The 13,500-nt window shown below is 28.6% G+C and carries 14 protein-coding genes; 7 read left to right on the top strand and 7 right to left on the bottom strand.

The window, feature by feature from the left end; all coding sequences use genetic code 11:
- Positions 1 to 21: 21 nt before the first annotated feature.
- The gene (corA, locus tag LOS86_RS06180) at positions 22 to 1,092 is read right to left on the bottom strand and encodes a magnesium/cobalt transporter CorA (RefSeq protein WP_231843746.1); all 1,071 of its coding nucleotides are present in this window, start codon (positions 1,090 to 1,092) and stop codon (positions 22 to 24) included.
- Positions 1,093 to 1,161: 69 nt separating this feature from the next.
- On the opposite strand from corA, the gene hutI reads away from it, so the two are divergent.
- Together hutI and crcB are read left to right on the top strand one after the other, a co-directional pair.
- Positions 1,162 to 2,397 carry an imidazolonepropionase gene (gene hutI, locus LOS86_RS06175; protein WP_231843745.1) on the top strand — a complete coding sequence of 412 codons (1,236 nt, stop codon included), beginning with the start codon at positions 1,162 to 1,164 and terminating at the stop codon, positions 2,395 to 2,397.
- A gap of 1 nt (position 2,398) precedes the next feature.
- A complete protein-coding gene (crcB, locus tag LOS86_RS06170; RefSeq protein WP_231843744.1) occupies positions 2,399 to 2,776 on the top strand; it encodes a fluoride efflux transporter CrcB in 378 nt (125 codons plus the stop codon).
- A 49-nt stretch (positions 2,777 to 2,825) separates the two neighbouring features.
- Here crcB and LOS86_RS06165 read toward each other — a convergent pair whose 3' ends face one another.
- Positions 2,826 to 3,704 carry a DUF8428 domain-containing protein gene (locus LOS86_RS06165; RefSeq protein WP_231843743.1) on the bottom strand — a complete coding sequence of 293 codons (879 nt, stop codon included), beginning with the start codon at positions 3,702 to 3,704 and terminating at the stop codon, positions 2,826 to 2,828.
- A gap of 124 nt (positions 3,705 to 3,828) precedes the next feature.
- On the opposite strand from LOS86_RS06165, the gene LOS86_RS06160 reads away from it, so the two are divergent.
- Both LOS86_RS06160 and LOS86_RS06155 read left to right on the top strand, forming a co-directional pair.
- The gene (locus tag LOS86_RS06160; protein ID WP_231843742.1) at positions 3,829 to 4,860 is read left to right on the top strand and encodes a formimidoylglutamase; all 1,032 of its coding nucleotides are present in this window, start codon (positions 3,829 to 3,831) and stop codon (positions 4,858 to 4,860) included.
- 71 nt (positions 4,861 to 4,931) lie between these two features.
- On the top strand, positions 4,932 to 6,185 hold the full coding sequence (locus tag LOS86_RS06155) for a DEAD/DEAH box helicase (protein WP_231843741.1): 1,254 nt from the start codon (positions 4,932 to 4,934) through the stop codon (positions 6,183 to 6,185).
- 19 nt (positions 6,186 to 6,204) lie between these two features.
- Here LOS86_RS06155 and ettA read toward each other — a convergent pair whose 3' ends face one another.
- The 5 genes from ettA to holA all read right to left on the bottom strand — a co-directional run bounded on the left by ettA (position 6,205) and on the right by holA (position 12,128).
- Complete coding sequence (ettA, locus tag LOS86_RS06150; protein ID WP_231843740.1) at positions 6,205 to 7,896, bottom strand: energy-dependent translational throttle protein EttA; 1,692 nt, start codon at positions 7,894 to 7,896, stop codon at positions 6,205 to 6,207.
- 165 nt (positions 7,897 to 8,061) lie between these two features.
- Positions 8,062 to 8,481, bottom strand: coding sequence for a hypothetical protein (locus tag LOS86_RS06145; RefSeq protein WP_231843739.1), 420 nt, complete (start codon positions 8,479 to 8,481; stop codon positions 8,062 to 8,064).
- Between the two features lie 3 nt (positions 8,482 to 8,484).
- Positions 8,485 to 10,482 (bottom strand): phage exclusion protein Lit family protein, encoded by a 1,998-nt coding sequence (locus LOS86_RS06140; RefSeq protein ID WP_231843738.1) that lies wholly within the window; start codon positions 10,480 to 10,482, stop codon positions 8,485 to 8,487.
- A 379-nt stretch (positions 10,483 to 10,861) separates the two neighbouring features.
- Complete coding sequence (locus LOS86_RS06135; RefSeq protein WP_026725732.1) at positions 10,862 to 11,044, bottom strand: CAL67264 family membrane protein; 183 nt, start codon at positions 11,042 to 11,044, stop codon at positions 10,862 to 10,864.
- A gap of 79 nt (positions 11,045 to 11,123) precedes the next feature.
- Positions 11,124 to 12,128, bottom strand: a complete 1,005-nt coding sequence (holA, locus tag LOS86_RS06130) for a DNA polymerase III subunit delta (RefSeq protein ID WP_231843737.1) — start codon at positions 12,126 to 12,128, stop codon at positions 11,124 to 11,126.
- Between the two features lie 64 nt (positions 12,129 to 12,192).
- Here holA and LOS86_RS06125 point away from each other — a divergent pair, with 64 nt between their 5' ends.
- From LOS86_RS06125 to LOS86_RS06115, 3 genes are read left to right on the top strand one after another with little or no spacing between them, the layout of a single operon-like run.
- Positions 12,193 to 12,642 (top strand): type I restriction enzyme HsdR N-terminal domain-containing protein, encoded by a 450-nt coding sequence (locus LOS86_RS06125; protein ID WP_231843736.1) that lies wholly within the window; start codon positions 12,193 to 12,195, stop codon positions 12,640 to 12,642.
- Between the two features lie 21 nt (positions 12,643 to 12,663).
- Positions 12,664 to 13,110 (top strand): hypothetical protein, encoded by a 447-nt coding sequence (locus tag LOS86_RS06120; RefSeq protein WP_231843735.1) that lies wholly within the window; start codon positions 12,664 to 12,666, stop codon positions 13,108 to 13,110.
- Positions 13,111 to 13,500, top strand: a complete 390-nt coding sequence (locus LOS86_RS06115) for a hypothetical protein (RefSeq protein WP_231843734.1) — start codon at positions 13,111 to 13,113, stop codon at positions 13,498 to 13,500.

The following is a 13,500-nucleotide window of genomic DNA, read 5'->3' as shown; positions in this document are numbered from 1 at the left end:
ATTCAAAATTATTTTAAAAGTTTAAAACCATTTTTTTAATTTAAAATACACAAACATAAATACAACTACAATTATCATAATTCCCCAAATGATAAAATAACCATTTTCCCACTCAAGTTCAGGGAAATGTTTAAAATTCATTCCGTAAACACCTACAATAAAAGTCAATGGTAAAAAGAACATAGAAACAACTGTAAGGGATTTCATTACTTCATTCATCTTGTGATTTTGTGCCGAAAAAAAGTAATTAGATGCACTTTCTAAAGCAATTAAATCCGATTCTATTTGCTCTAATAACTCTAAACATTTTTGATGCAATCGCGAAAAAAAAGAATAATTTTCATGCTGAATATCATTAAAAACATCATCATCTTTCATACTTTTAATAGAATATAACGAATCACGAAGTGGAATAATAGATCGTTTTAAAAAATTAAAATTATCTCGATGTTTCTCTATTAATTCTAACACTTCTGGTTTTGTACTTGATTTCGATAAATCAATAATTTCATCTACTCGATCTTCTTCACTTTCAATAGAAATATAAAAATTTTCAATTATTGCATCTAAAAGTAAATACAAAAGAAAATCCGATTTTTTAGACCTAACAACTCCTGAATTCGTGCGTAAACGTTCTCTAATATGAGTAAAAAAGTCACTTCTTTTTTCTTGAAACGACAACAAAACATTGTCTTTCAACAAAAAACTAATTTGTTCATAACCTAAAGCATCACTATCTTTTATAGGTAAAAGCGATTTAACATTAAAAAATAAAATATCGTGGTATTCTTCTAATTTTGTCCTTTTAGTTGTATTTAAAATATCGGATATGATAAGATGATCAGCTCCAAAAATTTCTCCAATAGCTACTATTTTATCAGATTCATTTAATCCATGTACATTAACCCAATTCACTTTTGAAATATCTATAGCATTTTGAATTTCTGAAACATCAAGTTGTTGCATTTCGATTACATCTTGCGCATCATATACAAATAATTGAATTTCAGTAGGAGTTGCTTTATGCGAACCGGTATACTCTATTACACCCGAATGTACTTTTCTTCCTTTTTTATATTTAATTTTTCTCAAAACAAACAAATTTTATATAAAGATAGGAGTTTTTAAAAATGAGAAGTATTTTTACAAAAATTATTTTAGATGCAAACCTTATTCATCAACATAAAAGAACTATTACAAATTAGAGAAGCAGGAATTGATAAAATTTCAGGTTCAGATATGGCAATATTACCTAAAATTGATAACGCTTATCTTTTAATAGAAAACAATCTTATTTCTGATTTTGGTCCAATGGAAAATTGTCCAAAACGCACTGATATTGATATCATTGATGCAACTGGACAAGTAATTTTACCAACTTGGGTAGACAGCCACACACATATTGTTTATGCCGGCAATAGAATTCAGGAATTTGTTGATAGAATTAATGGATTATCGTATGAAGAAATTGCAAATCGTGGTGGCGGAATTTTAAATTCGGCAAAAAAACTAAACGAAACTTCAGAAGACGAAATTTACGAGCAATCGAAACTACGTTTAGAAGAAGTTATGCAGCAAGGAACTGGTGCAGTCGAAATCAAATCGGGTTATGGATTGACAGTTGATGGAGAATTGAAAATGTTGCGCGTTATCAAACGTTTAAAAGAAAACTATCCGATAGCGATAAAAGCAACATTTTTAGGCGCTCATGCTTTTCCAATGGAATATAAAGAAAATCATACGGCTTATATTGATTTAATTATCAACGAAATGCTTCCCAAAATTGCATCCGAAAACTTAGCTGATTACATAGATGCATTTCTTGAAACTGGTTATTTTTCAGTTGAAGAAACCATAAAAATTATGGAAGCTGGTAGAAAATTTGGTTTAGAACCTAAAATCCACGTGAATCAATTCACTGCTATTAACGGAATCAAAGCTTGTGTAGAAAATGATGCACTATCTGTAGACCATTTAGAAATCGTTACCGATGAAGATATAGAAGTATTAAAAAACAGTAAAACCATTCCAGTGGCTTTACCAAGTTGTTCATACTTTATTAGTATTCCGTACACTCCTGCTCGAAAAATGATGAATGCAGGATTACCATTAGCGTTAGCCACCGATTACAATCCAGGTACTACTCCATCAGGAAATATGAATTTTGTAGTTGCAACAGCTTGTATTAAAATGAAAATGACACCAGAAGAAGCTATCAATGCAGCAACTATCAACGGAGCTTATGCAATGGGAATTGCAGATTCTCATGGAAGTATCACAAAAGGAAAAAAAGCAAATCTTATCATTACAAAACCAATTACAAGTTTTTACCAATTGCCCTATGCTTTCGGAACGAATTTAATTGACAAAGTAATGATCGAAGGAAAATTTATATAATATGTTTAAAACTCTATTATTAGTAGGAATTGGTGGTGCAATCGGAAGTATGTTCCGATATGTAACCCATTGGATAACCACAAAATACTTCCAAAGTTTATTCCCAATAAGTACTTTTTTAGTTAATATTCTAGGAAGTTTATTAATTGGAGTTTTGATTGGTTATTTGGCAAAATATTTTCCTGAAAATCATCCCTTAAAATTTTTATTAATAGTAGGCTTTTGTGGTGGGTTTACCACTTTTTCTAGTTTTGCTTTAGAAAATTACAATTTACTACAAAACAACCAACAGTTTACTGCATACATTTACATGGCAACTTCAATTATTCTTACGGTATCAGCTGTTGGTTTAGGAAGTTATTTATCAAAATATCTATAAAAAAAAGTCCAATGAAACATTGGACTTTCTTATTATTTTTAAAATAAGTTTATCTTAATTCAAAACTAGTTTTAGAAACTAATTCTGCATTTTTATCAAATACATTTACAAAGTAAGTTCCTTTAGCAAAGTCTTTACCCGGAACATCCTCGTTTACTTGAACGGTTTTATTCTCATATTTTACAGTAGAAACAAAACTATATGTTAATGTTTTATCTCCTGCAGGAATCGTTTTCTTTTCACCTAAAATATTATTTTTACTATCAATTATTTGTACAAAATATTCTCTAGCACCTGTTTTTGCAATTTGATTTTCAGCAATTAAGAAACTTACTTTAAGTACATCAGCTCTGCTTGCTTTATCAGTTTCAATTTGTTTACCAGAACTTCTTTGTTTAACTGCTAATACTTTTAAGTTTAAAACTGCTAACTTAGACCCTTTTTCTACTGTTTTAGTTAAACTTTCGTTTTGAGTTAATAAGGTATCATTAAATTTTTTAGCATCTGATAAAACTACATTTGTACTATCTAAGCTAGAAGTTAATGCAACATTTTGTTCTTTTAAAATTTTATTTTCGGCTACTAAATTATCCATTTCGCGTTTTAAACGAAAATATTCATTTTTATATTTTGCCATTGCAGCTGCATCTCCTTTAGATTTTTCAACTTGTTCTAAAAGTTCAACCATTTTAGCTTGCTCAGCTTGTAACTCTTCTTTTAAAGCTGTATTATCAGCAATCATTGCATCATATTCAGCAATTTTAGCTTTTAGCTCATTTGATAAGTTATCTTTTTCTTCAGTTAGAGTGGTTACAATTTCAGTTTTATCTGAATTAAGCTTGAAAATATAGCCAATACTTCCTAATAGTAAAAGTGCTAAAACTACCACTGCTGCTTTTAATCCAGAATTGTTTGATTTGTTTTCCATTTTTTAGATTTTGATGGGGTTATTGATTAGTTTTTTCAAAAATACAATTTTTAAAGTATTTTTTAAATTTTAAACCAAATTTTATTTTTAAAATAGTATTTTTGGATTGTATTTTAATGCAATTATGGAGAATATAGCACTTTTAAGCCAAAATGAATTAGCTAAAATAACCCATCACAGAAGTGGAGAAATTAAATTTGGAGAAAAAATAATTACCATTCCAAAAGATGTAGATGTTTTAGAATTTATCAGTAATAGTGAAGCTAAATTTGTTCTTATAGGATTACCAGAAGACATAGGTGTTCGTGCTAATTTAGGCCGTGCAGGCACTTCTAGCGCTTATGAAAGTGCCTTACAAAGTTTAGCCAATATTCAACATAATAAATTTTGTAAAGGAAGTAATCTAATTGTGCTGGGGCATCTTGATGTTTCAGAAGAAATGAAAATTGCTCAAAATTTAGATCATTCAAAAAAAGAACACAGAAAAGAACTTTTCAAATTGGTTGAAAAAATTGATATTGAGGTTTCACATATTATTCATCAAATTTGTTCTATTGGAAAAATCCCAATTATTATAGGTGGCGGACACAATAACGCTTACGGAAACATCAAAGGCTTAGCTTTAGCCAAAGGGAAACCCGTTAATGCTATAAATTTTGATGCACATACCGATTTTAGAATATTAGAAGGAAGACATTCTGGAAACGGATTCAGTTATGCTTTTGAAGATGGTTTTTTAAAGAAATATTTTGTTTTTGGATTGCATGAAAACTTCGTTTCTAAAAGTGTTTTCAATACATTGAAAGAATTGACTTCGAGAGTAAAATATGTTACTTATGAAGAAGTAGATGTAAAACGTGAGAAAAACTTTGAAACCGAGTTAGAAAACGCACTTAACTTCATTAAAAACGAACCTTTTGGTGTAGAGTTAGACTTAGATGCTATTCCTAATATTCCATCTAGCGCTATGACTTTGAGCGGCTTCAGTGTTGACAAAGCTAGACATTTTACTTACTTTTTTGGAAAACATCACAATGCTTCTTATTTCCATATTTGTGAGGGAGCTCCAACACTTGATGATTCTAAAAACAATCATTTAACGGGAAAATTAATTGCTTCCTTAATCACCGATTTTATGAAGGCAAAAATGGGATAAAACCAATTTGCCTAAAATAACACTATCTTTGTACCCTTATCAAACTTATTTGATAGGATAATTTACCATTTATGACCTTTAACGAATTAAAATTATTTAACAATATACAACAAGCTTTAGAAGAAGAAGGCTACACTAACCCTACTCCTATTCAAGAGCAAGCGATTCCTGAAATATTAGCCGGACAAGATTTAGTGGCATGTGCCCAAACTGGAACTGGTAAAACAGGTGCTTTTGCCATTCCTATTTTAAATTTAATCCACCGAATTGTTGGTTCAGCAAAAAAAACAAAACATATTCGAACTTTAGTAGTTACACCAACAAGAGAATTGGCCATACAAATTGACGAGAGTTTTAAAACCTATGGAAAATATACCAATGTAAAATCGTTAGTGATTTTTGGAGGTGTAAACCAAGTACCACAAGTAAATGAATTGAAAATGGGGGTTGATGTTTTAATAGCAACTCCAGGACGCTTTTTAGATTTACACAAACAAGGTTTTATCGATTTGAATCACATGCATCATTTGGTTTTAGATGAAGCCGATCAAATGTTAGATATGGGTTTTATTAATGACGTAAAGAAAATCATTAAATTAACACCAGAAAATCGTCAAACGTTATTGTTTTCTGCAACAATGCCATTAGCTATCAGAGAATTAGCAGATACTTTTTTAACCAGACCAAAATACATTTCAGTAACACCAATATCAAGTACGGCTGAAAATGTATCGCAAAAAGTTTATTTGGTAAATAAAGACGAAAAACGTTTGTTGTTAAAACAACTTATTTTAGAAGAAAATATCACTAATGCTTTAGTTTTCACTAGAACAAAACATGGAGCTGATAATATTGTAAAAGTTCTAAAAAAAGCAGAAATCAAAGCGGAAGCTATTCACGGAGATAAATCACAAAATGCACGTCAACGTGTTTTAGAGCAATTTAAAAATAAAGAAATTGATATTTTAGTTGCTACCGATATTGCGGCAAGAGGAATAGACATTGAACAACTACCCTTTGTAATTAACTTTGATATTCCAAACATTTCTGAAACCTACGTACACCGAATTGGTCGTACTGGTCGAGCTGGAAATTCTGGTTTAGCAATATCTTTCTGTGGAAAAGACGAAAAAACATATTGGCAAGATATTGAAAAGTTAATTCGAATGAAAGTTAAGGTTATCACCGGACATTCGTATGAATGGAAAGACGAAGTTAAAAATCCAGATGCAAAACCTGATTTAAGAAACAAAAACAAGAAAAATCCCAATTCAAAATCAAGAAAATCGGATGCTTCTAAGAAAAACAAAAAACGCTGGTATTAACCAGCGTTTTTCATATACTCTATCGAGTTAGTTTTTTGTATTTGATTCGGGTAGGAACCACATCTTTCCCTAAACGTTTTTTCTTATTTTCTTCATATTCAGAGAAACTTCCTTCAAAGAAATACACTTGTGAATCTCCTTCAAAAGCTAAAATATGAGTACAAACTCTATCTAAAAACCATCTGTCGTGCGAAATAATTACGGCACAACCTGCAAAGTTTTCCAAACCTTCTTCTAGAGCACGTAAAGTATTAACGTCTAAGTCATTTGTTGGCTCATCCAATAATAAAACGTTACCCTCTTCTTTCAACGTCATAGCTAAGTGAAGTCGGTTACGCTCACCACCTGATAAAGTAGCGACTTTTTTGTTTTGATCGCTTCCACCGAAGTTAAAACGAGATAAATACGCTCTCGAATTTACTTGTCTTCCGCCCATCATAATTAATTCTTGACCATCACAGAAGTTTTCCCAAATCGATTTGTTTACATCAATATTAGCATGAGATTGGTCAACATAAGCGATTTTAACAGTATCACCAATCGTAAAAGAACCACCATCTGGAGTTTCTTCTCCCATAATCATTCGGAAAATGGTAGATTTACCAGCACCATTTGGACCAATAATTCCAACAATTCCCGCTTGAGGCAATACAAAATTCAAATCATCGTATAATAATTTATCTCCAAATGCTTTTGCCACATTTTTAGCTTCAATTACATTGGTTCCTAAACGAGGTCCATTTGGAATGTAGATTTCTAATTTTTCATCTAATTCTTTTTGGTCTTCATTCAATAATTTATCATAGTTCTGTAAACGCGCTTTTTGTTTGGTTTGACGCCCTTTTGCACCTTGACGAACCCAATCCAACTCACGTTCTAAGGTTTTTCTACGTTTTGAAGCCACTTTTTCTTCTTGCTCTAAACGTTTCGCTTTTTGGTCTAACCAAGAAGAATAATTTCCTTTCCAAGGAATACCTTCTCCTCTATCTAATTCTAAAATCCAACCTGCTACATTGTCTAAGAAATAACGGTCGTGCGTTACTGCAATAACGGTTCCAGCGTATTGTTGTAAATGTTGCTCTAACCAAAGAACCGATTCTGCATCCAAGTGGTTAGTTGGCTCATCTAATAACAAAACATCTGGTTGTTGTAATAATAAGCGACATAAAGCTACACGTCGTTTTTCACCACCTGATAGCACATTAATTGGAGTATCTGCTTCTGGAGTACGTAGCGCATCCATTGCAATTTCTAACTTATTATCAATTTCCCAAGCGCCGCAAGCATCAATTTTATCTTGTAGCTCAGCCTGACGATCCATAAGTTTTTGCATTTTATCGGCATCTTCATACACTTCAGGCAAACCAAAATCGTCATTGATTTTATTGAACTCTTCTAATAATGCAAAGATTTCAGCAGCTCCTTCACGAACTACTTCTATTACGGTTTTAGTTTCGTCTAATTTAGGTTCTTGCTCTAAATATCCTACTGTATATCCTGGTGCAAAAACTACATCTCCTTGATAGTTTTTATCAACTCCAGCAATAATCTTCAATAAAGAAGATTTTCCTGAACCATTTAAACCTAAAATACCAATTTTAGCTCCGTAAAAGAAACTCAAATAGATATTTTTTAAAACTTGTTTATCACTTCCTTGGTAAGCTTTGCTTACTTTTTGCATGGAGAAAATGACTTTCTTATCGTCTGACATATTTCATGTTATTATTCTGTTAATTTATTGATTTTCATTTATTTATAAAATTACAAATTTACTAAATTTTGAATTATTAACTAAATACTCTCTTAAGAAAATTGTACTTTAGCTTTAAAACATAAAGTTTTTAGAAAATAACCTCTCAAAAACGACCAATTATTGTTAAGAGTTTAAATTATTAAATAAATAAAAATTAACATCATTTTTAAATATTTCTTCTTTGTCCTTGTATCCAAGTATAGGTGAATAATCTTTAAGTCTTAATATTTTATCATCATTTGATAATTTATTTGATTGATTATTTAAAAAAGCAACTTCAAAATGTTGTTGAATGAAAATATCTTCAATTGATGGTGGTGAATCATTTACAAAATATTTACAAATATCTTTTAACAAACTATTTAAAATGTTATCATCTATTTTTTCAAATCTTTTAGTTAAACTAATATATTTTATGTCAACTTTAGGAAGTCTTTTTTTAAAATCAATAATATTTTTTATGGCAAGACATAAAATTTTGTTATCTATATTATCCATAACAAAGTCCTCATCAAATTTTATGTAATTTTGATATTCAATCATCCTTTAGTCTATTCTTTTTATAATTTTATAAACATAGTAAATTTTCGAGTTTTTGGAATCATAAAAATATACATAACTAAAATCAGGAAATATTTCAGTGTATCCATATTCACTATAAAAAGCATATCTATTATTGTAAATTTGTTTAAATTCTAATTCTCTTGACAAAGGCTTGTCCATTCCGTCTTTTAAAATATAAATCCATTGTAAATCTAAATAAATCTTACCATTTTCATTATTTGATAATTCCCAATTTTCATTGTTTTGTATATAAGTTTTTATTTCAACTTCATATTTGCCTCTATATTTTTTTAAAAGTTCCATTGCTCCATTAGAATTATTTTTTTCATCTTTTTTATTTATATTATTGCATGCATACTCATTTCCCATTTCACATGCCTCATTGTAATAAAAATCTGCTTTGATGGTATCTTTTTTATTTTTGTAAAGATGTCCTAAAAACAAAAGAGCTTTATCTTTTAAAAAACTATTACTATAAATAACTTTTTTTAAATTATATTCAGATTCATCATATTTTTTTAGCCAATAATAGTTTTCACCTAAAAGATAATTATATCTTAAATCAGTTATCGTACTACAATCTGGAAAATTTTCATATAGTTTTTTTAAATAATTATTTGACAATTCATAATTTTCCTTTTTAGAAGTAATAAAACTAATATTGTTTAAATAATCAGTAATCGAATTTTTAATTTTAATGGATTCGTAATCGTTTTTGTTTTTATATTTTAGTATTAAATCATCTAAATTAGTTGAATTTGTTAATTCTTTTAGTTTTAAAAAAAACACTTCAGCATATGTGTTAGCATCATCAAATAATCCATAATTTAAATATAAGGAAGTAAGATTATTAATCATATTTAAATAATCTTTCTTATCTTTATTGTTACTATTATAATTGATAATAGAATACTTTTCTATTCCATATTTTAATATTTCTACACATTTTTCAGGATTTTCTTTTTGATAATAGTATACGTTAAGATTTACCAAATCGTAAATATTTTCTAAATTTTTATAATTAATTTCAGATAAATCATAATTAAATTTTATACCCATTTTAAAATTACAAAAATAACTCCCAATTAAATAACTATCTTTTTTTGTTTTATTGTATAAAATATCATAGTATTTTTTAGAATTTTTATAATCGCCTTTTTCACTATAGAGAAAAGCTAATGCTTCAAAAACCATAGGGTTTTCACGGCTCTTTAATACAATCTCATAATAATTAATTGCATTATCTAAATCTGAACTTTTGTGGTTTTCTAAATAATCAATCATTGCATTATTTGCTTTTCTGTGAAAGTTTAAAATCTCAAAAAACAATGCCGTTTTTTCTATCTCTTTTCTATATAATTCAATAGTTTTTTCTATTTCATTATTCTCAAAATAATAACCTTTAAGTGCTGCAGAGATTCTTTTGTCTAGGGTTGGATGTGTAGAATTGTCTGTTTCGGGATGAGGTATCTTTTTAAGAATATCAATAACAATACTTTCTTTAGCGTTGTATTTTCTCAAAATCATTCCAGCAAATTTATCACATTCTAGCTCTTGCTTACGTTTATCTTCTAGACTAGGTACATTTTTTAATGTGTGTCCATTTAAATGATGACCTATTTCATGAGATAAGATAAATAAGTAAAACCAATAATCATTTACTTTTTCATTTCTATTGTTTAAAAAATTTAAAAAATTTTGGTCAGCAACAATAAATCTTTCATCTTTATAGATGAAAGCAAGTGCATTATATACAGAATTGCATGATATAATTCTAAAATTTTTTTCATTTATGCCAACCTTTTTTAATATATCATTACAGATTTTTTCAAGTTCTAAAGAATTATTGAAATTAAAATTAGTTGTAACACAATTAATTAAGTTTGTTGATGTTTCATTTGTCAAACCACATGTAAATTCTTGTGAATATAAACTAGTGTTATATAACAAAATAATGTAAAGAAAATATTTTTTAATCATAATAATGGTACTATTTATATATTTAAAATTCAAGTGATTAAGTCTGATATAATAATAATTATTATTAATTTTTTATTGTTTGTAAATATAAATTTATTTTAGAAAATTTCAATTAAGACAGATATGTATGTATTCAAACTAATTTGGACTTTTCCTAAGTGAATATTTAGTTAATAATTAAAATGTTAGGTTTTTTTAATTTAGACTTAATGTTTGATTTTTGTGCATTAATAATAGTAATCGTTAATATCTGAAAAAATAAAGCTATCAAAGAAATATTTTTGAATTATACATAGTGTAATGTTTATTATTATATTCATAACTTAAAAAACAGATTGGTGCTTTAAAAAAAATATAACAATTGTTTAATAAAATAAATTTAAACCCTCCCCTTCAAGGCATTAAAAACCCAAGCAATAGCAAAGAAACCAACACCTACTGCTGAAAATCCCCAACCTGCTACATCGGCATATCTATAAATACCTAAGCCAATCAATAATAATCCCATTAAAATCATGATGAAAGTGGCCCAAGCTAAAATTGTATTTTTATTCATTCCCATTTTGTCTGTAATTAAATTAACGTTGAAATTTTAGGGGTAGCAAATATAAGAAATAATAGATTTGTTCTTTTAATCGTAATTAATTAAAAATTTTAATCAACATTTCTTTTAATAAATCGTGTTGTGTCATAGAGGATGCTCCAACTCCTTTGCTTTTTATATCAATATCTCGTAAAGCCGCAACAATTGCACTTACTTTTTTCATGGGATAATTTCGGAAAGCCACTTCAAAATCTTTTACAAAATAAGGACTCACTTTTAAAACTTTAGCCGCATTAAACTGAGATTTATCTTTTAATCCGTGATATTGTAATAATTGCGAAAAGAATCCAAAAACCATACCGGTAGTTACTACCATAGGATTATCTTTTGGATTTTGTGAGAAGTGATCAATGATTTTATATGCTTTCAATTGGTCTTTTTCACCAATGGCTTTTCGTAATTCAAAGTTGTTGAAATCTTTACTAAATCCAATATTTTCTTCAATGTCTTTTGGTGTAAACGTATGTCCTTTCGGTAAAATGATTTTTAGTTTATCTAATTCATTATTAATTTTTGATAAATCGGTTCCTAAAAATTCTATTAAAATGGCAGCCGCTTTGGGTTCAATGCTATACCCTTGACCTGATAAAACCCTTTTAATCCAATCGCCTACTTGGTTTTCGTATAACTTTTTACTTTCAAAAACGACCCCAACTTTATCTAAAACTTTAATGAGTTTTTTACGCTTATCCAAAGTTTTATATTTGTAAGCAAACACTAAAACCGTTGTAGGTTGCGGATTTTCAGCGTATGCTTCTAATTTATCTATAGTTCTTGATAATTCTTGTGCTTCTCTTACTACAACCACTTGTCGGTCGGCCATCATTGGAAAACGTTTCGCATTACCAACCACATCTTCTATGGTAACATCTCGACCATATAAAATCGTTTGATTGAAATCGCGCTCGTGCTCTTGTAACACATTTTGTTCAATATATTCGGTCAATTTATCAATATAATAAGGTTCATCACCCATAAAAAAGTAAATGGGTTTGATGTTTCCAGCTTTTATATCGTTTGTAATTTGAATTACTTGATCCATTTTTTTTTAGTATTCAGTGCTCAGTGTCAGTTGGCAGTTAGTTTAAAATAACTATTTTTGTTACATGCAAAAGTTGAACTTTCCAGTTTATTCCTTTCGGTTCAAAAATAGTGAAAATAAAGTGTCTATTTTTGATGAAATTAGAAAAAAATTTATTCTTCTTACTCCAGAAGAATGGGTACGCCAACACGTAGTTCAATTTTTGTTACAAGATAAAAAGTATCCAAAATCCTATATTAATGTTGAAAAATTAATCAAGATTAACAATTTAAGCAAAAGATACGATGGCGTTGTTTTTGAACCAAATGGCGAAATATTTTTATTAATAGAATGCAAAGCGCCCGAAGTTCCTATTTCCCAACAAACATTTGACCAAATTGCTCGATATAACTTAGTTTTGAAAGCAAAATATTTAATGGTTACCAACGGACTAAATCATTACTTTTGTCAAATGGATTTTGAGAATGAAAAATATGTTTTCTTGAAAGAACTTCCAGAATTTAATAGATTTTAGAACTGAGAAAATTGAAAAAAGATGACTATAAAAATCCTTATGTCGTTATTGGCAGTTTTTGTTCTGTTAAAAACATATAATGTAAAGACAAATTTTAAGAAAGAAGTTACTTTACTATTGTGTTTTTCAACTCTAGTAACTTGGTTTACTTCTAAAATTTTAATTACAATTGGAATTTTTAGTTATATTATTACTTGTATTTGGATATTTTCAAAAGGAATTACACTTCAGAATCTTACTAAAGTTGAGAAAGCAAACTTTATTGTTTTAGGATTTTTTTCAAGTTTAGGAATGCTTTTTTCATTCATGAGTTGGCCATTTGCTGCTTTCATAAACATTGCAATGGTCGTCCCAATAATTTTATACCTTTACACCTCGATTACAACCAAATTAAAATTTTTCAATGACTATTTATTTTTGAGTATTTTGGTATTGGATTGTATTTCACGATTTATGAAATTATTTTAAATGGAAAAACGCGATTTAATACAAGCCGAAATTGAAAAATTAGGATTCTTTTTACAACGATTATTAGCCATTTTTTTAAAAGGAAATTCGGCAGGTAATTCAGTTGAAACATCTGATTTAGTTACGAATGAATTTAAGAAAGAATTGGATTTTGATTTACCTTTATTTATTTCTCTCTCAAATGATGAAATGAAAAAATATCTTTCAAATTTTAAATTTAACGAACAAAACTTGGAAAAATTAGCTGATTTGTTAGCTCAAATGAATACCTCCAAAACCTATGTAACAAAAGCAATAGAAGTATTAAATTGGGCAGACGAAATTTCAAACACCTACTCATTTGAACGAAATAACAAAAAAATAAAATTTCAACAATTACTAAATCAATAA

The sequence above is a fragment of the Flavobacterium cyclinae genome (genome assembly GCF_021172145.1).
GTDB classification, from domain to species: domain Bacteria; phylum Bacteroidota; class Bacteroidia; order Flavobacteriales; family Flavobacteriaceae; genus Flavobacterium; species Flavobacterium cyclinae.
This window is presented reverse-complemented; position numbering and strand designations above follow the sequence as displayed.

Excerpts from the sequence above, each read along its gene's own strand:
- holA (WP_231843737.1), bottom strand. The coding sequence starts at position 12,128 with ATGGATCAAGTAATTCAAATTACAAACGATATAAAAGCTGGAAACATC.
- LOS86_RS06145 (WP_231843739.1), bottom strand. The coding sequence starts at position 8,481 with ATGATTGAATATCAAAATTACATAAAATTTGATGAGGACTTTGTTATG.
- LOS86_RS06120 (WP_231843735.1), top strand. The coding sequence starts at position 12,664 with ATGACTATAAAAATCCTTATGTCGTTATTGGCAGTTTTTGTTCTGTTA.
- LOS86_RS06115 (WP_231843734.1), top strand. The coding sequence starts at position 13,111 with ATGGAAAAACGCGATTTAATACAAGCCGAAATTGAAAAATTAGGATTC.
- LOS86_RS06135 (WP_026725732.1), bottom strand. The coding sequence starts at position 11,044 with ATGGGAATGAATAAAAATACAATTTTAGCTTGGGCCACTTTCATCATG.
- LOS86_RS06125 (WP_231843736.1), top strand. The coding sequence starts at position 12,193 with ATGCAAAAGTTGAACTTTCCAGTTTATTCCTTTCGGTTCAAAAATAGT.
- LOS86_RS06160 (WP_231843742.1), top strand. The coding sequence starts at position 3,829 with ATGGAGAATATAGCACTTTTAAGCCAAAATGAATTAGCTAAAATAACC.
- hutI (WP_231843745.1), top strand. The coding sequence starts at position 1,162 with ATGCAAACCTTATTCATCAACATAAAAGAACTATTACAAATTAGAGAA.
- ettA (WP_231843740.1), bottom strand. The coding sequence starts at position 7,896 with ATGTCAGACGATAAGAAAGTCATTTTCTCCATGCAAAAAGTAAGCAAA.
- LOS86_RS06140 (WP_231843738.1), bottom strand. The coding sequence starts at position 10,482 with ATGATTAAAAAATATTTTCTTTACATTATTTTGTTATATAACACTAGT.
- LOS86_RS06165 (WP_231843743.1), bottom strand. The coding sequence starts at position 3,704 with ATGGAAAACAAATCAAACAATTCTGGATTAAAAGCAGCAGTGGTAGTT.
- LOS86_RS06155 (WP_231843741.1), top strand. The coding sequence starts at position 4,932 with ATGACCTTTAACGAATTAAAATTATTTAACAATATACAACAAGCTTTA.
- crcB (WP_231843744.1), top strand. The coding sequence starts at position 2,399 with ATGTTTAAAACTCTATTATTAGTAGGAATTGGTGGTGCAATCGGAAGT.